The sequence below is a fragment of the Coleofasciculus sp. LEGE 07092 genome (genome assembly GCF_015207375.1).
Taxonomy (GTDB): Bacteria; Cyanobacteriota; Cyanobacteriia; order Cyanobacteriales; family Coleofasciculaceae; genus LEGE-07092.
This window is the reverse complement of sequence record NZ_JADEWY010000043.1, coordinates 14,138-38,106: the sequence shown is the minus strand read 5'-3', so window position 1 is coordinate 38,106 and position 23,969 is coordinate 14,138. Positions and strand designations below refer to the sequence as shown.

23 protein-coding genes and 1 tRNA gene are annotated in these 23,969 nt (G+C 44.0%); 11 read left to right on the top strand and 13 right to left on the bottom strand.

What is annotated here, in order from left to right; translation table 11 throughout:
- Positions 1 to 5: 5 nt before the first annotated feature.
- The 5 genes from IQ257_RS12825 to IQ257_RS12805 form a co-directional block, all read right to left on the bottom strand.
- On the bottom strand, positions 6 to 1,625 hold the full coding sequence (locus IQ257_RS12825; RefSeq protein WP_228060668.1) for a glycosyltransferase family 39 protein: 1,620 nt from the start codon (positions 1,623 to 1,625) through the stop codon (positions 6 to 8).
- A gap of 55 nt (positions 1,626 to 1,680) precedes the next feature.
- A complete protein-coding gene (locus IQ257_RS12820; RefSeq protein WP_193878143.1) occupies positions 1,681 to 3,243 on the bottom strand; it encodes a glycosyltransferase family 39 protein in 1,563 nt (520 codons plus the stop codon).
- A 347-nt stretch (positions 3,244 to 3,590) separates the two neighbouring features.
- Entirely contained in the window at positions 3,591 to 3,899 is a 309-nt protein-coding gene (locus tag IQ257_RS12815) for a hypothetical protein (RefSeq protein WP_193878145.1), read from the bottom strand.
- Positions 3,900 to 4,150: 251 nt separating this feature from the next.
- Positions 4,151 to 4,235: transfer RNA gene (locus IQ257_RS12810), tRNA-Ser, on the bottom strand.
- Positions 4,236 to 4,257: 22 nt separating this feature from the next.
- A complete protein-coding gene (locus IQ257_RS12805) occupies positions 4,258 to 5,208 on the bottom strand; it encodes a TIGR04168 family protein (RefSeq protein WP_193878147.1) in 951 nt (316 codons plus the stop codon).
- Positions 5,209 to 5,388: 180 nt separating this feature from the next.
- Between IQ257_RS12805 and nadA the strand changes: the two genes are divergently transcribed.
- From nadA to IQ257_RS12790, 3 genes are all read left to right on the top strand, one after another.
- A complete protein-coding gene (gene nadA / locus IQ257_RS12800) occupies positions 5,389 to 6,360 on the top strand; it encodes a quinolinate synthase NadA (RefSeq protein WP_193878149.1) in 972 nt (323 codons plus the stop codon).
- Positions 6,361 to 6,497: 137 nt separating this feature from the next.
- Entirely contained in the window at positions 6,498 to 7,178 is a 681-nt protein-coding gene (locus IQ257_RS12795) for a TIGR04282 family arsenosugar biosynthesis glycosyltransferase (protein ID WP_193878151.1), read from the top strand.
- A gap of 119 nt (positions 7,179 to 7,297) precedes the next feature.
- Complete coding sequence (locus IQ257_RS12790; protein WP_193878153.1) at positions 7,298 to 7,981, top strand: TIGR04283 family arsenosugar biosynthesis glycosyltransferase; 684 nt, start codon at positions 7,298 to 7,300, stop codon at positions 7,979 to 7,981.
- A 148-nt stretch (positions 7,982 to 8,129) separates the two neighbouring features.
- Here IQ257_RS12790 and IQ257_RS12785 read toward each other — a convergent pair whose 3' ends face one another.
- Both IQ257_RS12785 and IQ257_RS12780 read right to left on the bottom strand, forming a co-directional pair.
- Complete coding sequence (locus tag IQ257_RS12785) at positions 8,130 to 8,426, bottom strand: hypothetical protein (RefSeq protein WP_193882651.1); 297 nt, start codon at positions 8,424 to 8,426, stop codon at positions 8,130 to 8,132.
- Positions 8,426 to 8,713: a hypothetical protein gene (locus IQ257_RS12780; RefSeq protein WP_228060667.1), complete on the bottom strand. Its 288-nt coding sequence runs from the start codon at positions 8,711 to 8,713 to the stop codon at positions 8,426 to 8,428. Before IQ257_RS12780 ends, IQ257_RS12785 begins: the two co-directional genes overlap by 1 nt.
- 191 nt (positions 8,714 to 8,904) lie before the next feature.
- Between IQ257_RS12780 and IQ257_RS12775 the strand changes: the two genes are divergently transcribed.
- Positions 8,905 to 9,291, top strand: a complete 387-nt coding sequence (locus IQ257_RS12775) for a hypothetical protein (RefSeq protein WP_193882655.1) — start codon at positions 8,905 to 8,907, stop codon at positions 9,289 to 9,291.
- A gap of 183 nt (positions 9,292 to 9,474) precedes the next feature.
- On the opposite strand, the gene IQ257_RS12770 is transcribed toward IQ257_RS12775, so the two are convergent.
- The 4 genes from IQ257_RS12770 to IQ257_RS12755 form a co-directional block, all read right to left on the bottom strand.
- On the bottom strand, positions 9,475 to 12,456 hold the full coding sequence (locus IQ257_RS12770; RefSeq protein WP_193933058.1) for a tetratricopeptide repeat protein: 2,982 nt from the start codon (positions 12,454 to 12,456) through the stop codon (positions 9,475 to 9,477).
- Between the two features lie 75 nt (positions 12,457 to 12,531).
- Positions 12,532 to 12,972 carry a hypothetical protein gene (locus IQ257_RS12765; protein WP_193882690.1) on the bottom strand — a complete coding sequence of 147 codons (441 nt, stop codon included), beginning with the start codon at positions 12,970 to 12,972 and terminating at the stop codon, positions 12,532 to 12,534.
- A 249-nt stretch (positions 12,973 to 13,221) separates the two neighbouring features.
- Entirely contained in the window at positions 13,222 to 14,547 is a 1,326-nt protein-coding gene (locus tag IQ257_RS12760; protein WP_193882693.1) for a DUF2254 domain-containing protein, read from the bottom strand.
- Positions 14,548 to 14,616: 69 nt separating this feature from the next.
- Entirely contained in the window at positions 14,617 to 14,838 is a 222-nt protein-coding gene (locus IQ257_RS12755) for a hypothetical protein (RefSeq protein WP_193877131.1), read from the bottom strand.
- A 150-nt stretch (positions 14,839 to 14,988) separates the two neighbouring features.
- On the opposite strand from IQ257_RS12755, the gene IQ257_RS12750 reads away from it, so the two are divergent.
- From IQ257_RS12750 to IQ257_RS31195, 4 genes are all read left to right on the top strand, one after another.
- A complete protein-coding gene (locus IQ257_RS12750) occupies positions 14,989 to 15,297 on the top strand; it encodes a hypothetical protein (protein WP_193877133.1) in 309 nt (102 codons plus the stop codon).
- A 456-nt stretch (positions 15,298 to 15,753) separates the two neighbouring features.
- The gene (locus IQ257_RS12745; RefSeq protein ID WP_193877135.1) at positions 15,754 to 16,362 is read left to right on the top strand and encodes a leucine-rich repeat domain-containing protein; all 609 of its coding nucleotides are present in this window, start codon (positions 15,754 to 15,756) and stop codon (positions 16,360 to 16,362) included.
- 57 nt (positions 16,363 to 16,419) lie between these two features.
- The gene (locus IQ257_RS12740; protein ID WP_193877137.1) at positions 16,420 to 17,502 is read left to right on the top strand and encodes a hypothetical protein; all 1,083 of its coding nucleotides are present in this window, start codon (positions 16,420 to 16,422) and stop codon (positions 17,500 to 17,502) included.
- 95 nt (positions 17,503 to 17,597) lie between these two features.
- Complete coding sequence (locus IQ257_RS31195) at positions 17,598 to 17,777, top strand: leucine-rich repeat domain-containing protein (RefSeq protein WP_193877139.1); 180 nt, start codon at positions 17,598 to 17,600, stop codon at positions 17,775 to 17,777.
- Positions 17,778 to 17,933: 156 nt separating this feature from the next.
- Here the strand turns inward: IQ257_RS31195 and IQ257_RS12730 are convergent, their stop codons facing one another.
- Both IQ257_RS12730 and IQ257_RS12725 read right to left on the bottom strand, forming a co-directional pair.
- Entirely contained in the window at positions 17,934 to 18,893 is a 960-nt protein-coding gene (locus IQ257_RS12730; protein WP_193877142.1) for a GAF domain-containing protein, read from the bottom strand.
- Positions 18,894 to 19,303: 410 nt separating this feature from the next.
- A complete protein-coding gene (locus tag IQ257_RS12725; protein WP_322744308.1) occupies positions 19,304 to 20,404 on the bottom strand; it encodes a pentapeptide repeat-containing protein in 1,101 nt (366 codons plus the stop codon).
- 130 nt (positions 20,405 to 20,534) lie between these two features.
- On the opposite strand from IQ257_RS12725, the gene IQ257_RS12720 reads away from it, so the two are divergent.
- From IQ257_RS12720 to IQ257_RS12710, 3 genes are all read left to right on the top strand, one after another.
- Complete coding sequence (locus IQ257_RS12720) at positions 20,535 to 21,458, top strand: nucleoside hydrolase (protein WP_193877146.1); 924 nt, start codon at positions 20,535 to 20,537, stop codon at positions 21,456 to 21,458.
- Between the two features lie 462 nt (positions 21,459 to 21,920).
- The gene (locus tag IQ257_RS12715; RefSeq protein WP_228060666.1) at positions 21,921 to 23,003 is read left to right on the top strand and encodes a hypothetical protein; all 1,083 of its coding nucleotides are present in this window, start codon (positions 21,921 to 21,923) and stop codon (positions 23,001 to 23,003) included.
- A gap of 202 nt (positions 23,004 to 23,205) precedes the next feature.
- The gene (locus tag IQ257_RS12710; RefSeq protein ID WP_193877149.1) at positions 23,206 to 23,925 is read left to right on the top strand and encodes a metal ABC transporter ATP-binding protein; all 720 of its coding nucleotides are present in this window, start codon (positions 23,206 to 23,208) and stop codon (positions 23,923 to 23,925) included.
- Positions 23,926 to 23,969 lie beyond the last annotated feature (44 nt).

The following is a 23,969-nucleotide window of genomic DNA, read 5'->3' as shown; positions in this document are numbered from 1 at the left end:
GGGTGCTAATCGGTGCGCTTGTATATTTTTATCTCTGGATTAATTTTGTCAAAATTAGATTGGATGTAGCGCTGTCGGACTTTAGTATATTCGACTTTCTCCCGATTAAATAAATTTAAGCTGGGGTTGGATTGATATTGCAATACTAAGGTGTAATCTAGCTCTTGATTCTCTAACTTTGAGAAAAATTCGTATTCCTTTGTATCGGGTTCAAATCGCCGTCCATCAAATGCCTTAGAGACGATAATGTAGTCTGGATGATAGTGCTGGAGAACGTCTAGGGTTAGTTCCGTGTCAAGGATAGAGTTAAAGGGTTTGAGTCTGGGTAAGAATTTGACATCGCTTGCCCCAAAAACCAAAGCTTTTTTATCGATATTTTGCTCCATCCAGTTCTCAACATAGTATCTGGAATCACTGTGCATTAAAACGTTTACGGTTAAGGCATAAAAGAAGCTGTACGTTAATATTGCCGTCACTAAAATTATTTTAGTCTTAAAGAAGGAATGAGAGGGTTTAAGAAAATCAGCTAGGAATTTGCCGCCAAAAAAGGCTAAAACTATACAGCTTGATAGTAAGTAACGAACGTCGTTATAGAGAACAACAGTAATAAAAAATAGGTAATAGGATAAAACGGGAATCCAGAGATACCAGAGCAAGTAAAGCTGATCCAGTTGCCATAAGCTTCTCAGTAATCCCAGGATACAGACAATAAATAGCGGCAGTCCCAAGGAAAATTTAAGATGCATAAAGCTTTGAACAAGCATATCTAAATGCTCAAAGAGTTTATTTCCAAAACGAGGATGTATACTTGCTTGTCCTTCTGTAATTAATTCAATGCGTCCTAAAAACCCTTCTAAGTTAAACAATAAATTCTGCAAAATAGCAAACAAAGCTACACCTAGCAGCAAAGAATGCGTTATTTTTCTATCCAGCAAGGACTCTTTTAAAGAAATACTGGGATTCTTATGCTTTAAGTATAAATGATGATTAATAACTAAGACGATTGGAGTCAGGATGTACAATCCATACGCTTGATCTTTTGTGCAAACGGCAACCACAGCCATCGCTGAAAATAACAGGTAATCTTTATATCGATGATGTTTAAGAATACGGATATAGAAGAATAACGATACTATAAACCAAAATAAATAAGGAATATCTAAGTTAATCATCTTAGAATAGTACGTGAAAGGCATAATTAATGCCGTAATCAAGGCAGCAAAAACAGCGGCTCTTTTTTCGTAAATTTCTTTTCCGCAGAAGTAAACAATAATTAAAATAGAAACAGCTAAAATTACATTCAAGAATCTACCTATGCAAAAAAGTAAGGTCTGAATCGGTAAACTATGAACATCGACAAAGTTGAGTAGATCTAGAATTAAAAGAGGCGAATATAAAACCGTTAATACATAAAAATGGAATGGGGGATATTTATAACGCCAACCATTAGAAAAGCTGCGCTCAACTCCTTTGAGAACTATCGATGGTGTTAACTCATCAGCCGTCCAGCCCGTAACGCTAGGCAATCCCCAATCGATTCCATAAAGGTACACCAAAAAGCTGAGCATTAAGATGACAATCAGCGCTTTGGGAAGTTTTCTAAAGGGTGTAAGACTAGCTTTCAAAGACTTAACCTCTGTGGGAATAGAAACCGTTTTTATCTAACATTCGGATATCAAATTATTGCTTTTCTACGTTCCACAACCAGGATTCAGAATTGGGCTCTACCTCTACCGTCCAATTTAGCTTTTGCTCAATCCCTTGTTTAAGTTCGTCAGAGGGGCGATATAAAAAAATAGGTTCAAAATTTTCGGGAATTTCAGGGATATTCGGTTTAACCACGAATTGTAGATGAGTGTTGGGTTTTAGCAGATGACTTAAGGAAAACATGATACCAGGAATTTGGTCACTAATCACCAATGGGTTTTCAGCTTGGTTGATAATACCAGCAACGAGGGGATTATATTGACTTTTGCTGCGACTTTTGTGCCACCAGACAGGTAATTGAGAACTGACAACACCCGAAACAATACCACAAAATACTAGAGCGATCGCAACGTACCGCCAGGGCTTAGAATTCCCCCTATCCTGGTTAATCGTCGTACTCTTGGCAGCAATCAAATAGGCAACAGCAATCTGAATTCCCAAATAACTGGGAATGGCATAGCGGGTGATACTGGAACGACGACCCCCTAAAATGAGATCAGGTCCAATAAGTGCTAGTCCTGTCACTCCCATTAAGGTGATAATAAATACCCAAGCGTTTAGAGATGCTTTTCGGTACAGATAGTAAAGCGCGTATCCGGCTAGGAATGCACTCAGATAGTGAAGGGGACTAAAGGCACTAGTGCCTTGATTGAAATCAAAGAAAATACGGCTGAGATTCAATCCCCAAAATAACGGTAAAAATCCTTCTCGACTGGCGTTAACCGATGCGGTATTGCCAACAAATTTGGAGAAATGGTCAACAACAACAAGCAGCCAAGGTACAAAGACTAGTAATCCCCCTAATGACGAGAACAAATAACCAGTCAGCCGCTTACTCCACCGGAATTTTTCAGTTACTAAGACATAAATGCCGTGTCCGATAGAGACGAATGCAGAAAAGGGATGGGTGTAAAGTCCGAGCGCTACACTAATCCCGTAAATTCCCCAACTGAGTAAACTTTTGAGCCGCATTGCCCGCAATAATGCCGCGCTGGACAATAAAATTGTCACCGTCCACAGGGCATATTCTCGCGCTTCTTGGGCGTAGAGGATATGAAAGGGAGAAATAGCAAGGATAGCAACGGCTAGCCAACTAACTGTAGATAAGCCAAATACTTCTAGACACAACCAATAGATGCAGGGGAGTGCCAGTAAACTGATTAATGCTGATAATAATCGGATACTTAGAACTGAATGACTAAAGATTTGTAACCAGAGCCGTGCTATCAGATAATAGAATGGGGAATGCTCGGGGTTGCCAGCTAGGGCGTTAAGGGTATCGTTTAAATCTTTTTCGGGGCTAGGATATTGATAACGTTCTAGGAAATTATCAACGGTAATAACCTCACCATCAAAAGCCTGCTGTACGACTTCTTCCTGGGTATAACCAGAAATTCGCATGGAAGTCATGGTTTCGTCATACCAGTATACTTTACGGTCTAGGTTGTAGAATCGAAAGACTATCCCCAATACAATAGAGACAACGATTAAATTTCGCAACCACTTCGGCTGCTGGTTCAAGGTTTTTAATAGCATTTGCTGGGTGCTTATTTCAGGCTGATTAATATTCGGTTCACTCGCCCTGTTTATACTTCTTGCCGCTATTCATCTTTATAATTTTCTGGAGAGGTACGCTTGCCAAACTCTTCCCACCCACTCCCCTCAGTGCCGGAAGCGAGAATGGCGTTATCTATCGCCCAGTCTTTGCAAATTCTTACGGAACATCAGTAGTCAGACAAAATAAATTACACAACATATAACCTGAAAATCCCTCCTTGTAAGGCTTGTCAAAAATTACCTGTGTAAATAGTTCTGTCCAAGTACTTAACAGTATCAAGATAATTAATACCTAAGTTTTGTCTTGATATATTCCTGAAGTTCCACTATAACGTTTTAGTTCCGATAGCCTCAGTATGTTTTTGAGCTGCGCTCCACATTTCATAAAAAACACACCACTCAAAGAAATCGATAGCATCCCCTAACTCCCCAGAATGAAAACGTTGATAAAAAGTGTCTGAAGACATTTGATATTGAGATTCAAAGTGCTCCAAACGATTTTCTAATTCCAATATTTCTGCTTGAATGGAGTGAGAAGCTCTTGTAACATTGATTGTGCTGTAGAGCAGGCTTCGTTCCTCTTCAGAGAGCGCTAGAATAACCTGAGCTAGAGATTCAACCAATTTTGTATTCATACTTTTACAATCCTTCAACTTCTCACAAGAAAGCGTAAGCAACAAGTGCGTCAACTCTCTCATTGCATCTTACGCATCTATAGCGTTTCTCTATCTGGTGAGGTACACCCTGATGAAGGCAGGGAGTAGGGAGCAGGGAGTGGGGAGTAGGGAGTGGGACTGTACCTCATGTAAGTGAGAACCGCGATATTCACACCCGATCAGTTTTTCCACAAAAGGGCTAAACCGATACTTCAAGCCCAGGCTAAAAACGGAGAGGGTGGGATTCGAACCCACGGACTCTTTCGAGTCACTCGATTTCAAGTCGAGCGCATTCGACCACTCTGCCACCTCTCCGAGCTTATCTATAATACCAACCTTACAGCGCTGATGACGACTCCCTCAACGGCGATCGCATTCCTACAGGCTCAGAACGCTGGTACAGCAACTGTTCAGATACTACAGTATACTCACTTCCTACCCAAACTAGAGAGATTTTTGAAACAACTCCCTCTTCTAAACAAACCACTGAAAAATTCCGCAATCGTTGAGTTTCCGTTTCAACAATCCGGGGTACGCTTGCCGAATTCAAATAAACCGTTCCCTCCAAGCTAGTCGAGATAACTGTCCGCAGTCGTTCCTTGGTGTGCCGCAACCGATGATGCATATGACCAAAGGTAACGAAGGGAATAGTCTTACCTAAAGCCTGGGTTTGTGCGATCGCAACCTCAAAATCTGGATCACCATGATCGCCACCCAACGGTTGCCAATCCTTGCCACAAGGGGCTTCTGGTTCATCTCCTAACCCTGTCGGTCCGTTATGACCCACAAAAATAATGGTGTCATATGCCGTCGCTTTTGCCGCTGCCACAATCCGGTCAACCGATTCTTCAAAACTGCCAACCCCGTACCAATCCCGATAAAACTCCTCATTTTTCCAAGTCGTTCCCCCCCAACTAAACGGACGACTTCCCACCACCGAAAGCTGGAGATTCGGAAAATCTAAATACCCATAACCGATATGTGCTTCTCCCAGCAAGTCTAACTGTGCCTGCACCCAGTTTTCTTCGTTCCGGTCGTAAGGACATTTTTTTCGCCCCCAATCCGATGCCGTATACCAAGCATCGTGATTTCCCATAATAGCTACCTTGGGAATGTCAACTGCCGCAATCCGCCGCACCACCTCCACCGACTCATTGCCAAAATCCCCCACAAACAGCGCCAAGTCAACCCCCAACGCCCTCAGTGCGATCGCATCCTCTGCTTCCCATTGGTTGTGAACGTCTCCGACGACAGCAATGTTGACAAGTTGCTTCTGATGACTGGTCATAATACCCATATTCCCCTTGTTTACCCTTTTCCAGCATAAAAAAGCCTTGCTCGTTTTGGCAGTTTTGGATAGATTGCGCAATAAGTTCATAATTCATAATTCAATGACCTCCCGCCTGCCATTTTTGGTAATTTTTACTATAATTACCGTGAAACCTATTATTGTGGGTACTTCACACCATTGTTTACAACTGCACTTCCTCAACAGACTACAACCTTTGGGTCTTTACCCCATGACCTGTTTGATGCCATTGACGTTCTCAAACGAGAACTGAATGCCGTTGTCCTCGCTCACTACTACCAAGACCCCGATATTCAGGATGTAGCAGACTATATTGGGGATTCCCTCGGACTATCCCGCAAAGCGGCTGGCACGGATGCAGATGTCATCGTTTTTGCTGGCGTTCATTTCATGGCAGAAACCGCCAAAATCCTTAATCCCGATAAACTCGTACTCCTGCCCGACTTAAACGCCGGTTGCTCCTTGGCAGATAGTTGCCCTCCTGATACCTTCGCCCAATTTAAAGCAGAACACCCTGATCATCTCGTTGTTTCTTATATCAACTGCTCCGCCGAAATCAAGGCAATGAGCGATATTATCTGCACCAGTTCCAATGCAGTCGATATTGTCCGCCAAATTCCTGAAGACAAACCCATTATATTTGCCCCCGATCGCAATCTCGGACGCTATGTTATGGAGCAGACAGGGCGAGAACTCTTACTGTGGCAGGGTAGCTGCATTGTTCACGAAACTTTCTCAGAACGGAGAATTATTCAGCTCAAGCTCGAACACCCAGACGCGGAAGTGATTGCTCATCCTGAATGCGAACCCCCCGTACTGCGCCATGCCAGTTACATCGGTTCAACAACTGCCTTGCTCAAGTATTCTCAAACCAGTCCCAAGCAAACCTTTATCGTGGCGACAGAACCGGGAATCATTCACCAAATGCAGAAGCAGACGCCTGAAAAGCTCTTCATTCCAGCACCAGGGCTCAATAACTGCAACTGCAATGAATGTCCGTTTATGCGGCTCAACACCCTAGAAAAATTGTATCTAGCAATGAAAGACCGCCAGCCGGAAATTACCATGCCAGAACACATTCGAGTTGCGGCACTGCAACCCATTCAGCGAATGCTGGAGATGAGTGCATAGATAAGGTTATAGGTCAATGGCACTGACTTAAGTGTTCGTAGTCAGCGCTTTAGCGCTTGAGGCACGCTTTGTGCCAACTATGAACTGACTTATTTCAGTGCCATTTGGTCATAGGTATTTTCTCGTTTTAGTGATTGATGACTTCAAACCTAGTAAAAGAACGCCTGATTGTTTTTACTCGCTATCCAGAACCAGGAAAAACGAAAACTCGCTTGATTCCAGCACTGGGGGCGAAGGGAGCGGCAAATCTACAACGCCAGATGACGGAACATACAATGGTTCGGACAAGGGAAATCAAAAGGTTACGCTTCTTATCGGTAGAGGTGTATTTTTCAGGGGGAAATCCAGAGTTAATGCGGCATTGGTTGGGTTGGGATATTACCTATCAACCCCAGTGTGCCGGAGATTTAGGAGAACGAATGGCATCGGCATTTCAGGTATCTTTTGCGGCTGGGATGACAGAGGTAGTCATTATTGGCACCGATTGTCCCGATTTAAATGCATCGATAATGACTCAGGCATTTGAGATGTTAAAGGAAAAGGACTTAGTGTTGGGTCCTTCACAGGATGGAGGCTATTATCTGATTGGATTGCGGCGGTTGGTTCCGGAGCTGTTTAAAGGGATTCACTGGAGTACAGCAGAAGTTTTGCAGCAAACGGCAAGAATTGCTCAGAAACTAGAGTTAGCAGTTGCTTACCTTTCCGTACTCAATGATGTCGATTGTCCCGAGGATTTGTGGGTTTGGAATTCCGATGGTTTCTATCGCTCTTCTGTCACTCTGGGAAAAGAAAAGTCGCAGCCAACTGATGAAAGTTAAACCCCATTTATTACTAAGAATTAACGTGATTACAGATTTATTCAAGGTTTAAACTTATTGTCGTACCCATAAGGGTCTTGTTATGGTGACGATAAATACATTAACTCCTTTTTGATTTGATGAACGCCACCAAAATTTCAATTATTATTCCTACCCTTAATGAGGCAATAACTCTTCAAGAAACGCTAATTCACCTCAAAGATATTGCGGGTGTTGAAATTATCGTTGCTGATGGGGGGAGTCAAGATGAAACGGTGGAAATTGCGCGATCGCTCGGTGGTCGAGTTATTGTTGCCCCAGCAGGACGCGCCTCTCAAATGAATGCAGGTGCTGGTGTTGCTACTGGCGATATTTTTCTATTTCTCCACGCCGATACTCGCTTGCCCTCTAATTTTGATATCTTAGTCCGCCAAGCCTTGCAATATCCTACCACGATTGTCGGTGCTTTTGAATTGCGTATTGATGCTCAAATACAGGGACTGCGGCTGGTTGAGAAAATGGTAAATATGCGATCGCATTTTCTAGGAATGCCTTATGGGGATCAAGCTATCTTTTTGAAAGCTACTGTATTTCACGATATTAGTGGTTTTCCTGACTTACCGATTATGGAAGATTTCGAGTTGATTCGGCGCTTAAGACGCCTGGGTAAAATCGCCATTATTCCAGCACCTGTCCTCACATCAGGACGGCGGTGGGAAAAGTTGGGGGTAGTGAAAACGACGCTGATTAATCAGGTTATCATTGCTGGCTATTTTCTAGGAGTTCCGCCGACGCGACTGGTGCAGTGGTATCGGGGAAGATGATTCAAGGGGGCTGTAGGGGCAGAAAGTTTTATACCTCACACCCCATATCCCATTCCCCACTCCCCACTCCCCATTCTTACGGATGGCTTATCGGGAATTTCAATAACTTATCCGTTACATCCGTTACCCCATCCGCTGCCAACTTCATCTAGTTTTGTAGGATGTACTGACCAATAATTTCTTTGAGTTCTTGAGGCGCTTCAATTGCTATTGCTGCTCCCAAATCTGGGCGGACAACCCACCACCAAGTTAGGGTTTCCAAACGGCTTGGGGGTTCATCATTGGGACACCATTCGATGTAGCTTTCATTCACACCAATAATATTGGCACAAAGGTCATTGGCTATGGCGACACGCTTGTCGAGTTTGTTGAACTCTACAATATCTTGCCAACGGACTTCAGTTGGAATTGAATCTAAAATAGCTTGTACGTCTAGGGTAAGCATTAAACTGTTCCTCCAAAAGCTCGAATAACTCGAATGCCAAAGTCTTGTTGTTCTTTAAAAGACTGAGTGTTGAGCCACTCTCTAACGTTGATATTCGATAAGCCAGTTAGATCGGGTTGTAATGAATTGTAGAAATTGCTAATTTCCTGATGAATTGAACCTTTCCCATGGGGGAGTCTGACAAGATTACCTGTATTATGAATGGATTCGGCACCAAAGCGTTGTAAATTTGAGGTGGTTTGTCCGACGATATGATGCCAAGCTTGTCCTGTACCAGCAGCGCCCATTGTTCTTTTGAATTCACCAAATGTTTTAAAGCCTTGACCAGATCTCCTGGGGGGAATTACTGTTCTTGATGCTAGTTGTCTAGCAAGTTGTCGGGCTATTTCCTGTCTAGTTTCGTCTGTCACTTAGGTTAGTTTGATTGCACTCCTCTACTTAATCTTATCCTTTGCGATCGCTCTTTAGTCGAGTTTAGTTGGCAACGGATTATATAGCGGATGTAACGGATGAGTTATCGGTAATTGCAATAACTTTCAGAGCGATCGCACTCCAAGACTGGTTGACGAGTATTCAAGACTCGCTGACGAGTATTCAAGACTCGCTGATGAGTGTCAAAGACTCACCGACGAGTGTCAAAGACTCACCGACGAGTGTCAAAGACTCACCGACGAGTACCAAAGACTCGCTGATGAGTATCCAAGACTCACCGATGAGTACCAAAGACTCACTGATGAGTATCCAAGACTCACCGACGAGTGTCAAAGACTCACCGACGAGTGTCAAAGACTCGTTGACGAGTGTTAGAATATCGAGGAGTGATCGCCAAGACGCCTGGATGAGTATTTTAGTCTACAGAGCCTAGACTTAAGCGATGAGCGAGAAAATTGATGCTCCTGTTGGCTCTCTTGGCAGAACCTAATCCCGTTTTAATAGCGGACGAGTTATCGGTAATTTCGATAATTTCTCGGTGACATCAATAACCCATCCGTTACATCCGTTACCCCATCCGTTGCCAAACTCTTCCAACCCACTCCCATCAGCACCGTCAGGGAGAATGGCGTAATCTATCGCGCAGGATTTGCAGATTATTACGGTAGAGAATAGTATTGGGATGATTAGAGCCTAACGTGCGATCGGCAATGGCGACAGCCTCTAGATAAAGCGGTTCTGCTTCCTGGTAGCGTCCTTGAGAATAGTAGAGTCCTGCTAAATTATTCAGGCTTTGTGCAACATCGGGATGATTTTCTCCCAGCAGGCGTTTTCTCAGCGCTAAAGCCTCTAGATAAACAGGTTCTGCTTCCTGGTAGCGTCCTTGAGAAGAGTAGAGTTCTGCTAAATTATTCAGGCTAGAAGCAACATGGGGATGATTTTCTCCCAGCAGACGTTTTCTCAGCGCTAAAGCCTCTAGATAAAGCGGTTCTGCTTCCTGGTAGCGTCCTTGAGAAGAGTAGAGTTCTGCTAAATTATTCAGGCTTTGTGCAACATGGGGATGATTTTCTCCCAGCAGGCGTTTTCTCAGCGCTAAAGCCTCTAGATAAAGCGGTTCTGCTTCCTGGTAGCGTCCTTGAGAATAGTAGAGTCCTGCTAAATTATTCAGGCTAGAAGCAACATGGGGATGATTTTCTCCCAGCAGGCGTTTTCTCAGCGCTAAAGCCTCTAGATAAACAGGTTCAGCTTCCTGGTAGCGTCCTTGATAATAGTAGAGTCCTGCTAAATTATTCAGGCTAGTAGCAACATCGGGATGATTTTCTCCCAACAGGCGTTTGAATAGTGCTAAAGCCTCTAGATAAACAAGTTCAGCTTCCTGGTAGCGTCCTTGAAAAAGGTAGAGTAATGCTAAATTATTCAGGCTAGAAGCAACATCGGGATGATTTTCTCCCAGCAGGCGTTTAGTCAGTTCTAAAGCCTCTAGATAAACAAGTTCAGCTTCCTGGTAGCGTCCTTGAAAAAGGTAGAGTAATGCTAAATTATTCAGGCTAGTAGCGACAGAGGGATGATTTTCTCCCAGCAGGCGTTTTCTCAGCGCTAAAGCCTCTAGATAAAGAGGTTCAGCTTCCTGGTAGCGTCTTTGAAAAAGGTAGAGTCCTGCTAAATTATTCAGGCTAGTAGCGACAGAGGGATGATTTTCTCCCAGCAGGCGTTTTCTCAGCGCTAAAGCCTCTAGATAAAGAGGTTCAGCTTCCTGGTAACGTCCTTGAGATTTGTAGAGTCCTGCTAAATTATTCAGGCTTTGTGCAACATCGGGATGATTTTCTCCCAGCAGACGTTTTCTCAGCGCTAAAGCCTCTAGATAAAGCGGTTCTGCTTCCTGGTAGCGTCCTTGAGAAGAGTAGAGTTCTGCTAAATTATTCAGGCTTTGTGCAACATGGGGATGATTTTCTCCCAGCAGGCGTTTTCTCAGCGCTAAAGCCTCTAGATAAAGCGGTTCTGCTTCCTGGTAGCGTCCTTGAGAATAGTAGAGTCCTGCTAAATTATTCAGGCTAGAAGCAACATGGGGATGATTTTCTCCCAGCAGGCGTTTTCTCAGCGCTAAAGCCTCTAGATAAACAGGTTCAGCTTCCTGGTAGCGTCCTTGATAATAGTAGAGTCCTGCTAAATTATTCAGGCTAGTAGCAACATCGGGATGATTTTCTCCCAACAGGCGTTTGAATAGTGCTAAAGCCTCTAGATAAACAAGTTCAGCTTCCTGGTAGCGTCCTTGAAAAAGGTAGAGTAATGCTAAATTATTCAGGCTAGTAGCAACATGGGGATGATTTTTTCCCAAACGCTGGCGAATGACGGATAAACAATCTTCATACCAAGGTTCAGCTTGATTATAGAGTCCTTGACCTTTATAAAAACGACTCAAACCACCAAAAGGCATTATTAAATCATCATCCATCAACCAGTCTTGTTGACTCGTCGCCGCTTCTGCAAGATGAGGAATAACCGGATTGACTGCTTTAATCTCTGCCAATGTCGGTGTCTCCGGAATTTTATCTGCCTCCCCTACCATCACCCGACAAAAATCCCGCTTCAACTCATCCGCTATCCCTGACGCTTCCCGCTTACTGATCAAAAATTCCCGAATCAACGGATGTAATTGATACAAATCCTTCCCTTGACGCTGCACTAAATGCAGATTCACTAACCCATAATCCCTAATTTCCTCCAACTCCTCCCCATCAATCTCCGCCAAACACCCCTCCACCAATCGCCAGGGAATCGGTGCAGAAGCAAATAAACTTAACCCTATCCCCAATTCCCGCGCCGACTCATCCAACTCTTGCCAACTCAACTCAAACGCATCTCGTACCCCCAATTGCGCCGTCATATCATCCTCTGACTTCGGCTTTTTCAGCGCTAACTGTTCCAACCGTTTTGCCTGCAACCGAGACAGCATCTCCTGTAACGATAAATGGGGTTTCCGCCCCAAATATCGCCCCACCAACTCCAACCCCAACGGCAAATATCCCAACCAGCGACAGAGTTTTCGCCCTTCCCAGGGTTCGGGTTGCAGTTGTTCTCGTCCAATAAAGGATTTTAATAAAGCGAATGCGGCTAAGGGTTTCAGCACATCCAGCGCGATATGGGGAATTGACGCACCCAACTGTAACCGCGTCGTGATGAGTACCTTAAACCGAGACGTATCTGGGGGCAGATATTGCCGCACCTGCTGATAATCTATGACATCATCAATGACGATAAGAACCCCCCCTGTGTCCCCCCCTTGGTAAGGGGGGATTGGGGGGTGGAACCAATTCCGCCAGCAATACGCCACCTGAAGCGGTAACTCTAACCCCTCCGGAATCGATAATTGTAAATAAGTTCTGGCAAACTCAACAATCTGAATCCCCAAATCGACTCCCCGCGCCTGCAACCAGCACACCCCACCGGGATACGTCCCCTGCTGCCACTGTTCCCCAGCATATTGCCGCGCCAATTCCGTTTTCCCAACACCCCCCATCCCCGCAACTGCACAAATCGCTACCCGCTCGTTTTCCTGCAACTGCTGGTGTAGAGTATTGAGTATGTCTTCCCGTCCCACAAACTTAACAACGCCGCTGAAGGGAAGATTTTGTGGCGGATTTAACGTTACCCGTTCCGGTTCGGGCGACTGGAGTCAGAAGTGAATGCCACCACTAAAATCCCGAAAGGTATTACCAAAAACGGCTTTTTCAACGACCTCTGCCACCTTACCAAATTCCTGTCTAGTGGTAGGTTGTTGCGCCTTTATCGCCGCTTCTATCGCTTCCAGTTTCTGCACAATCTCGGCATTCGCGTTATCCTTCGCCGCCGTCGCTACCTCCTGAACTGCTTCTGCCACCTCCGGATCTGCCTGCGCCGCTGCTTCAATTTCCAGCACCGCTTCCCCCCAATCTTCCGGTTTCTCCTCCACCCGCGCCAGTGCCGAATCTGCCTTGGGAAATCGCTCTTTCAGCAATTTTACCAACTTCCCGCCTTGCTCCAGTGCCTTTTCCCCCAAGACTTCGCCAGACTTTTCAAACGCCTTGGTGATTACCAGAGTTGCGATCGCTGTTGCAGAAAGTGTGATCGGGTCCATAACTTAATCCTGAAAAGCTGCTACAGAGTATAACCCCCTACTTCCAGTCTACAAGCAATCTTTAACCTTATTGATGTATTCGTGAAGTTCCACTATAAAGTTTTGGGGTTTTAGTTTTTCTATCAAATTTGACGATCCTGTTGTGAAGAGTGCATACAACTCCTATCTTGCACCACCAGTAGATCACAAACTCTTCAGCAAAGGGCGCGACTCGGTGAAGCAGAATTCCCTATTCCCCACTCCCCATTCTTACCGTCGTAGCACCTTCACCGCCGCCAAATATCGCTCCTCAATATCCTGGCGATCGCACTCCTCCGACACTGCCTCTTGACTACCGCGCTTAATCATTTCAGCATGACGCAGCAGCGCGGTTCGGTCTTTCTTGTTACGAGTCTGGGTGGCAATAATTGCGATCGCTTCTAACAAGCGCATTGTTACTGCGACATCAGAACTACCATACTGTCGAATTTGGTTAAACGCTTCATCGATTAACCCTACGAATGTCACTGGGTTAGCAATCACCCGCAGATTGTTATCCTCATCGTAGCGATAAGGGGAAGGGAATTCTTTTTGAGCCAAGCGGTTAAGTCCGGCACTGAGCCTGTCAATACAGCGAATGGCGGTAAACGGATCGTTGATAGCAGGGGAGATGGCTCGTAGGGCAATTTCCACCAATTGCTGAATAGAAAATTCCACATCCTGCTGCTCGGTGCGCTCCGAACCCAGAATAAATGCATCATTAATTTGATGAGTGAGTTTCTCATTCACCCGTTCCCCATGCCAAACCCTCACAATTTCATGTCTATGCACGATAAAGTGACCTGGGCGATAGTTGAGACGCAGCAAGAGGTCTTTTGACTTGGCAATCTTCAGCAACTGCTCCTCATCTATCGCCAGAAGATAGCCACTGTTAATTGCCAAAATTGGCGAAGCTTCTTCGTCAAAATTTACAGGAATTTCTTCAACCCACCGCCGCTTCTCTGGTATGCCATGCCCGATCTGTTCTGGGAAGAGGTGGTCAATGGCATAGTCTAAATCCTTATTTACCTCTCTAATAACATACCAGGATTGAATCGAAGTAGAGGCATGATGGATAAAGTAAATCAGCACACCGATGCTGGCTATGCCTAATAAGATACCAACTGTTACTGAAATCTGCGGTACAAATACATTGTAGTCATCTCCCCGCACAGTCCGCAGAACGAGCAAGCAGTAGATAAACGTGGCGATGAACGTACCCAGCACCACCTGATTACCCGTATCCTGCATAAAGTTCCGCAGCAGTCGTGGACCGAACTGTGAGGAAGCCAGTGTAAGAGCAACAATGACAATCGAAAAAGCAGTACCCGCAACGGTAATCATCGAACCCGCAATCGTTGAAAGCACTGTCCTCGCACCATCGGGTCCCCCCGTGTATACCCAGCCCAACTTCTGAATCGGTCCAGATTTACCGGACTGGTCAAGCGTTACTATCGTAAACGCTAGAGCGATCGCTCCCCCTGCCATGAGTGTTGGCACAAACCAGTAGCTAGAGCGCAGCGACTCCCAAAATGTACTCAGTTTGATATTTTTCATTGCTCATTGTTAGGCGCTTCGGGTGTGGGGTGTGGGGTGTGGGGTATCTAGAAAGCGTTAACTTCGGCATCAATTCCCTTCGCAAATCCGAAAAGCTTCTTCTTCGGCATCTTTGAGCGTTTCCATCACTACAGCCTGTGCGATCGCTTCTTTCTCTGTATCCTCTTTGGCTAGCCCATAAAGAAACTGCTGATAGTCTTTCTGAGCGGCGTCTACTGTTTTTTCAGCATCTGTACAAGTCTGGAATGTTACTTGATCGATCTGGTCGAAACAGCCAGAACATAGAATCATTATAAATACAAGTCCTGTACTAAGTTTAACTCTTTTATTATTTTTATTACGATCAGTCGTTAATGCCATAATTGTAACGAAAGCTTAAGGTAGGAGCTACTATAAGCTACTTAAATTCAGGCTCCTTTCAGGACGATTTTTTTATTTTTAATGTCAGGATTTCGGGGCGGAAATAGTAGTTTTATTAAAAAATTATCTGATGCGGCTATGGTTGTTGAATCTCTAGTTGGTACGGACTTCAGCGAGGGTAACCAGTTTCCAAATGCCGACGATTGGGCGCTCTTAAGACTCGATAAGCCGTTGGGAGAATTATACGGCGTGCTATGGGTGAATCCTTTTCCAGTATCGGTGCTGGCTGAGGAACTTTATTCTCAGCTTGATCATGGTGGGCTACTCTGGGGATTTCCCAGCAGAGAATCCCGCACAACGGAGATTTCTCTTTCCCTAGATTCACTATAGTCATAATCATCGCCGACTTCCCTCCAAATTGACAAAGCTCGCTGGTAGTAATCCAACGCCCGATCGTCTTTTTCTATTTCTTCATAAACTTGCCCAATGTAGGTGATAAGAAAGCAGGAGTTACCGAAAGCAGCATACTGGCAAAGCAGAGGCTGACTAGATATAGACGCATGATTCAGTCCTTCATTAAGAGAAAGTACAGATGGCTGTTAATTTATCTATCTCTCATCGAGAGTGAGGATATGCAGTATGTTTTTGCTAGGTATTAATACTGAAGGTTAAAAAATTAGATTTATTGCATAAGTGTTCAGCATTCAGTAATAGGCACTATAGCAGCCCTAAATAGTTCATGAAGGGAGAACCTTGACTAAAGGGTTACGTTTTAAGGACTGGCTGAGATAGTTGCTCGGAAGTTCGATAACAATCTAGACAAGACTTATGGGGAGTTCATCAACTATGAAATCGACTAGTGCTGTTGCTGTGATGATCAGTATGTGGGTGTTCAGTGGCTGGGGAGTCGCTCACGCTGCTGAACCCAGTCTTGGGAGTTCTTTTAAAGAGTGGTGTCAACAAAAAGCAAGTTTGTCAGCCGAAGCGAGAAAAACAGTAGAGGCGCTGTTAGAAGCCGCAGGCACAAGTGATTGTGAACAAGCTGCCGAGAATCTGTTAAGTCGCACTGAGCTTTCCCTCAGTGGCTACCAAATTACAGATGTCAGTCCTCTGGCAGGACTTCCTAACCTAGAGGTGCTTTACCTCAGAGATAACCAAATCACAGATGTCAGTCCTCTCGCAGAACTTATGAATCTGGAGGATCTTGGCATTCCCGCTAACCCAATCACAGATATTAGCCCTTTGGCAGAACTAACAAACCTAGAGTCTCTTATCCTCATCGCCAACCCAATTTCCGATTTCAGTCCCCTACTAAAATTCACAAACCTAGAGTTTCTTTACGTCGGTAACAACCAAATAACAGATGTTAGCCTTCTCACAGAATTACAAAACCGGATGTTTGTGACTTACATTCAAGGTGATCCAGTCGCGGAGCCAACTTGCAAAATCAATTAGCAGTTTGCAAAGACACGTATTAACTGTAGTTAATTATCACTTGGATAAGGTTCATCAATGAAAATTGTAGAGAATACTTCAACTCATCTGAGTCTTCAACAGTCAGCGATCGTGACTGGGTTGGTAAGATTATTTTGTGGTGTAGTTTTAGTTCTTGGGAGTATCGTTTTGATCATTAATCACATTAATGAAAAAAACATTTCGATTTTCTATACGTCTGGACTCTTTGTGCTGTTAGGTGGCATCGGGATATTTTTTGCTCCACACAAAACCTTTTACTTTGACAACAATCAAAGTAAGTTAACCATTGAATCTGAAAGATTATTGGGAAAACATTTTCGAGAATATTCTTTCAAGGATATCTCGGTAAGGGTAAAAAGAACCGCAGCCCAAGGAAAGAAAGGAGAAGTCGTATTAGTATTCTATAAAGTTATTTTAGGAACAATATCTCATTCAAGAAAAATTAATTTTTCTTGGCTCTTATCGGCAAGTTATTTCTGGCAGCGAGAGCAAGCGCTTGAATTTGCAGAGCTGATCCGTAGTTTTCTGAATACATCTTATGGAAAACCACTTCAGCAGCAAGTTTCTAATAATCTAAAGCAAAAATGGGATGTAGATGGAGAAATTCCCATAAAAATTTTACAACATACTCCGACTCACTTAACTCTTAAAGACCAAGCTAAATTGATTTGGACAGTGAGATTGATATCTATTCCCTTTTTGATTCTTGGTATTTTGGGACTTTTGTTATGCATTAGTGAAAAAATTTTTCCTAATTTACCTATCATTATTTTTCTTGTCTTGGGTATCCTAGGAGTTTTCTTTCCCTCTAATAAAAGGGTTGAATTTGACAAATCTGAGAATAAGTTAAGTATCAAAATTGAAAGATTTTTATATGTAAAAAAAATGAAATATTCACTGGATGATGTCAATGTGTTTACCCCAAAGAGATACAAGACTCACAGAAGAGGCTTACGGCATTACGAAACCGACTCATGGGTAGTTATTTTACAAATAGCTTCTCACTCCAAAAAAATAAATTTATCCGGCTATGCCTTTACTAGATATGCCGCTAGTGAAATTGCCGACCTCATCCGCTTTTTCCTGAATAAACCTTTGGAAGAACCACGTCAACACTAAGCATCTGGCAATTTAAAGACAATATTTTATAGGGAGTTCATCAACCATGAAATCAACTAGTACCGTTGCTCTGATGATCAGTATGTGGGTGTTCAGTGGTTGGGGATGGGGAGTCGCTTCACCTCCATAATAACCAAATCACAGATATCACTCCTCTAGCAGGACTCATAAACCTAGAATCGCTTTCTCTTGGAGACAATCCGATTCCTTCGGATAGCTCCGCTAACGCACTGCCAACTTGCCCAGTCAGTCCCCCAAATATTTGCCAGTTTTGAGAACTTGCCTGATGACTGATATGTTTACCCTGCAGGGAAAGGCTCCGAGGAGTGCGATCACGAAGCGAGTAAAGCGTTAGCGGCACGAAGTCCGGCGTAGAGAATGCGGGTAAAGACTCCCTCCCACAATCTTTTCCATAGCACCATTTGTTGGGCTTAAATTCGTTGGAGTATTTGCCGCAATTGTTTCTCCTGTCGTCTGAGTTGAGCAATGAGTTCAGACTCTTTTAAACCCACACCCGATTGAAAGGGGGCAATGTCTCTGCTCAGTTTCTGGGCAAGTTGATAGCAAAACTGGCATCGTTCAAGAACTTTAATAATTGAAGGGACAAATTTAGCAAACACCGCTTCATCCTCTGATGTAAATCCATGCGGATCAATTCTTATTAATAAATCATCGTTTGGGTTATAATTTGGCTTTAGCTTGTTAAGTAATTGCACAACGGCTACTAAATCTTTTTGTTCATTTAACAGGGGCCAAGCCAGAATGGTATAGGTACGGTATCCTGTCCTTTCATCAACACGTTTGGCGACTTCAGAGCGTGGATCTTCATAGACATCAAATGGAATATTAATAGTGTTTAAGGATGTAGCAGCTAAACTGGCTATTCCTTTATCCACAGGTAAATCGATTAAAAGAGAACCACCACCACCATCTTCAGCAATGATTGAACCGAGTTGTTGGCGTTCTCTATCCAGTAAAAAAATACTAGTCCGGTCTGCCTTTAATAAATCTCCAGCTTTTCGGGTTATCCGGCTTAACATTTCACAGAGTGTTCTGACTAAATCTCTTAGGGCTTCATCAACAATCCTACTCTTTTCTGATGGATTGAGATTGTCATCCATTTCCAAAAGCTTCACTTCTATAGGTGAAGTAGTTAGGGCATTTTCGGGTATATTCATCCCGGCAATTTCTTGCCAATTCATCCCTAATACTTGGCAGATTAATACAAAATTTAGCTGCGCGATGGGTTGACCCTTTAGGAAAAGATTAACCGTTTGCAGCGATATCCCTAATTCTTCAGCTAGTTGGTGATCCCATCCATTACTCTTGCGCTTCCAGGCTAATTGAACTTTTTGAATGGAGTTAGGATGTACGCTATAATAGTTTGACATATAAAAATATTGAAAATCTAATTCAATCCAATCATAGACTAGAATGCCTAGAATCAAGAAATTTTCTATGGTTTAGGGTAAAAATCTTTACGCTCCCTGCTGATCATCGAGACTACTGACTTTTCAAGGTTAATACTACCGCTACTATTAACGGTAAGTTGAGAATTCTGTCTCTTAACCCCAGTTGATGACAAGGTTTGATAATAATAATCGTGATAAGTAGGGAAAAAGGCGAGTACAGCTAGTTTTTCTCCCACTTGTCAAGGGTATGATTATCATTCTCCACAACAAAACCATTGAGTATATTGACTCATTGACAAAAAGCACACTTTTTTAAATTGTTACCAATAGTGGTTTTAACCACTGGCAGATTGTTGCAATTGGTGCAAGATCTTAGATTCACCCAATCTTTAGTCTGGCGGTAAGTTTAGTTTTTTGCGGAGTTGCTCATTATAGTTACCGATCTGCCAATTTTGCGCAGATTTAATTTGGGCTGGAGTTAAAAACTTGGTTGTGTGCAGGTTAGTTTTCTTCAGGTTTGCACCAAAAAGCTCGGCTTCACTGAGGTAGGCTCCTAGGAGATTCGCTTCGCTCAAGTTGGCTCCACTCAAGTCGGCTCCACTCAGGTCAGCTTCGCTCAAGTTAGCTCCACTCAAGTTAGCTCCACTCAGATTGACTTCACTGAGGTCGGCTCCACTCAAGTTGGTGCCAATCAGGGTTGCTCCACTGAGATTGGCTCCACTGAGGTCGGCTCCACTCAAGTCGGCTCCACTGAGATCAGCTTGATTCAGGTTGGTGCCAATCAGATCCGCTCTAGTCAAGTTGGTTCTACCAAGGTTGGCTCTATCGAGGTCAGCTCTACTGAGGTCGGCTTCCTTCAAATTAGCTCCCATCAGGTTGCTTAGACTGAGTTGAGCGCCAATGAGGTCAGCTCCACAAAGGTCAGCTTCACTCAAATTAGCTCCAGTCAAATTGGCTCCACAGAGATCAGCTCTATTGAGGTTGGCTTCACTGAGGTTGGCTGCATTGAGGTTAGCTTTGTTCAGGTTACTGCTACTGAGGTCGGCTGCAAGGAGGTTGGTTCCTTCGAGGATGGCTTCGTAGAGAAACGCTCGATGTAAGTTAATCCGTTGTAGATCAACTCCAGGACTGTTTAATCCTCTTAAGCTGACACCCTCTTCGTTTAAATCTTGCAGTGCTTGAACTCTTGCATAGCTGGTTTTTAATCCGTGCGCTGTATCTATCGTGCGCCACGCTTGGTAGTAAAATTGCTTTTTTCGATTAGGAGTTTCTTTGAAGAAGACAACAACAGCGGCAAGAATACTAATTGCTTCAACATTATTCAGAATCTTGGAGAGTTGAGGTTGTTCATCAGTAGTAAGGATAACTCCTATTAAAAGCAGGATTGCACCCACAACAACTGACCAAGTTGGTAACTTCCACAACCCGTTGACTAGCTTAAACGAAAGCTTCCTAAACCAGAGGATAAATCTATTGAGTATTTTCTTCACCAAATCACTATTTCACCTCGCAGTACTTAAACGTTTCCGCGAGAAGTCCCATGTCAAACCAGGACAAATAACCAATGACAAATGACGACCCTCACTTGTTAAATTTAATGGTGCTGAGCTACTTAACACTATGTCCAAACCACTGGTAATTCTAGATCACGATGGCGGTGTGGATGACTATCTCGCTACCCTACTGCTGCTGACGATGGAACACATCCAACCCTTAGGTATCATTGTCACCCCTGCCGACTGCTACATTCAACCTGCTGTCAGCGCCACTCGCAAAATTCTAGATTTGATGGGACGTTCGGATATTCCTGTTGCCGAAAGTACAGTACGGGGTATCAATCCCTTCCCTACTCTCTACCGCCGCGATTCTTTTATTGTCGATCATCTGCCGATTCTCAACCAACACGAATCGATTCAGACTCCTCTGCTGAGAGAAACGGGTCAAGACTTTATGGTGCGATCGCTTTTAAGTGCTGCTCAACCTGTCACACTCATGGTAACAGGACCATTAACGACCCTTGCCACCGCCCTCGACCTAGCACCGGAAATCGAAGCCAAAATTGAGCAACTTGTCTGGATGGGAGGAGCTATCAACGTTCCTGGCAACGTTGAAAAAAGCCTAGAAGCGGGACAGGACGGTTCAGCCGAATGGAATGCCTACTGGGACTCTCTCGCCGTGCATCGGGTTTGGCAAACCCAGATTCCCATCATCCTGTGTCCCCTCGACATCACTAACACTGTCCCCGTTACCTCCGAGTTTGTTCGTCAGTTAGGTAAACAGCGTCAGTATCCTCTCTCAGATTTTGCCGGACAGTGTTACGCCCTTGTTATCCCCCAAGATTATTACTTCTGGGACGTTCTGGCTACCACCTATCTCGCTCATCCAGAGTTTTTTGAACTGCGGGAATGGGAAAGTGCGATCGTAACGACGGGTTTGAGTCAGGGAAAAATCAAGCTAGAGAAGGATGGCAGAAAAATTTGGGCTATGGATAAAGTAAATAAGGAGCTATACTACGCTTATCTCTTACGGCAATGGGCGCAGTAACTTGTTCAAAGTGATCTAAGTCACTCATCCATTCAGCCCATCAGGTTTCTGAGAGTCTCTAATCCCTCATCGCCAGTCACTCTAATAGCGATCGCTATTAGGCTTATCAAGCTTTGACACCCCTTAGCTTGTGCCAACCTGCCAGAACATAAATGAGAAATAGTTATTTCTTTTAACAATCAACACTTTAATGTATTATGGAATACAAAAAAAGTAAAAATATGACAAAAGCCGTTTTTGAGCCAAATCAGGGTAGCAACTCGAGAACCGTCCTAGGGCTGAGGGATATGCATAGGCACAATCGGCTCTCCTAGAACTCACTCCAAAATCTAAACTTTAAAATCCAAAGAGGAAAGGATGCTTCCCTAGTCCTCTACCTCTCCTATTCGTTAGCAGGCAAGAGAGACTTACCTCTCTATCCTTTTCATCCAAGGGAATTTAGTTTCCACCAGGATTTACTTTATGAATTATCCATTGGCATCGCCAGGACATTCAGCTTCCAAATCTCCCGTTGAAGACCGTTCTTCTTTAGACACGACTTCCAAAAACACGACTTCCCAAAAATCAAATGTTCATTCTCTGGCAGTTCTCTGGGCGCGGAAATACTATGTTTCCGTTACTGCCCAAGAGGACGAGTCGTCGCCGTTAGAGGAAACCGACGATTTCAAGGAAGTAACCTCTAAAGAGGGTCGAGAACGCACTACTGAGAAGCTAATGCAAAACCTGACCTTAGCCAGTGCTCAAGCTTGGTCTGAGACAGAAAACTTACTCTCTGAAGAAATTCGGCGTCACGGCGTTGACCCAAACTTAGTCAATCCTTTGGAAATTGCCGCTGATACTCGCTATCTGTTTCACAAAACCCTTGATGCCTACGCTCAAGGCTTTACCCCTCGCCGCCTGTCCGTAATTGTGGGGAAAGACTTCGGTCAAGTTCGGCAGAAATACACCAGCGTTGACCGCCGTGCCATTGGCTTTGTTAGTATGCAGTTTCACTACACGGGGCAAAAGTTACTCAGTTGGCTTTCACGTGCGGAACAAAAGCTGTGGTCGCCTTACCTAAAGGTGATGGATGACCATATGTATATGCCACTACACGCTGCCTATGGAGCCGCTGCCAACCATCCCTTTAATTCTCCGTCTCTTGTTGCTGTTCAGCATCTTCTACCCGCTAGTTCTAAAATTGCCACATCGGTTTGCCAGCAAGTCTGCCGTCTCAATCCCAGCTATGAAAGCTACAGCGGTCGTCTCAATAGCAATATCGTCAAAATTGCCAGTATCCGCGATGTGGAGATGTTCCAGATTTATCTGTGCCTTTGCGTTTTAGAAGATGATATCCGTTCGGTGCAGCGAGAACTCTTTCCCCTTTGCATCATGTTATACCCTCGTTTACGGGTGAGTTGGAGACTAGTGCAGGAAATGCTGAAAATAATGGGGTGGGAAATGTACAATCGCTTGCCCCCCGACGATATGGCAGTGTTTTTATCCTACCTGCGCACATTGACGGAGATGTTTTCTTCGGAAGTCTTTCAGGACAGTGAGGAATAGGGTTCTGTTCTATTGAACGATTGAGAGCGAAGAACCCCTTTGAATGATAATCATTATCTTTATAAGGACAAGAGTCACCCTTTGGTTTTCTTTGGCGGTAAGCCTGTTATAGCTATAACTAACTCTCTCAATTAAATACGAGAATGATTATCCTTATATTTAAGGCATAATTTGTTAATGGTAGTCATTCTCATATTTAGTAATGCTCGAAGTCCAAAATTTGGCAGTTCGGTATCGGGATACCGAGGCGATTAGCAGCGTCTCCTTTTCCCTGCAACCCGGACAACTGACTGGTTTGTTCGGTCCTAACGGCGCGGGTAAAAGTACTCTGCTTAAGGCGATTCTAGGACTAATTCCCGTAACTAGCGGTGTGGTAAAGTTTTGCTCAAAACCACTGAAAAGCCAATTGCGGCGTGTGGCTTACGTGCCGCAGCGCAATCAAATAGACTGGGATTACCCAATCGCGGTGCGAAATGTAGTGATGATGGGTCGTACAGTCCATACGGGTTGGTTTAGAGAACCCAGCCGCCAATCTAAAGAGATTGCTATAGATGCCCTGAAACGGGTTGGTATGTTGGAGTACCGCAATCGTCAGATTGGTGAACTGTCGGGTGGACAGCAGCAGCGGGTATTTCTGGCAAGGGCGATCGCTCAACAAGCCGATTTGTTATGTTTTGACGAACCGTTTGCAGGTATAGATAAAAAGACCGAAGAAATTATTTTTGACATTTTATCTGAACTCAAGCAGAACAATAAAATCATAGTAGTGATTAGCCACGATTTAGGAGAAAATTTAGAGTACTATGATCGCTTTTTATTGCTAAACAAGAAAATTATCGCTGTGGGTTCAAAGACAGACGTTCTAACCAGAGAGAATCTTAAAAATGCTTACGGTCAAGTAATGAGCCTTGTCATGGTATAGGTAATACTCACAATTATCGGTTACTTGAAAAATAGTCTGAGAGA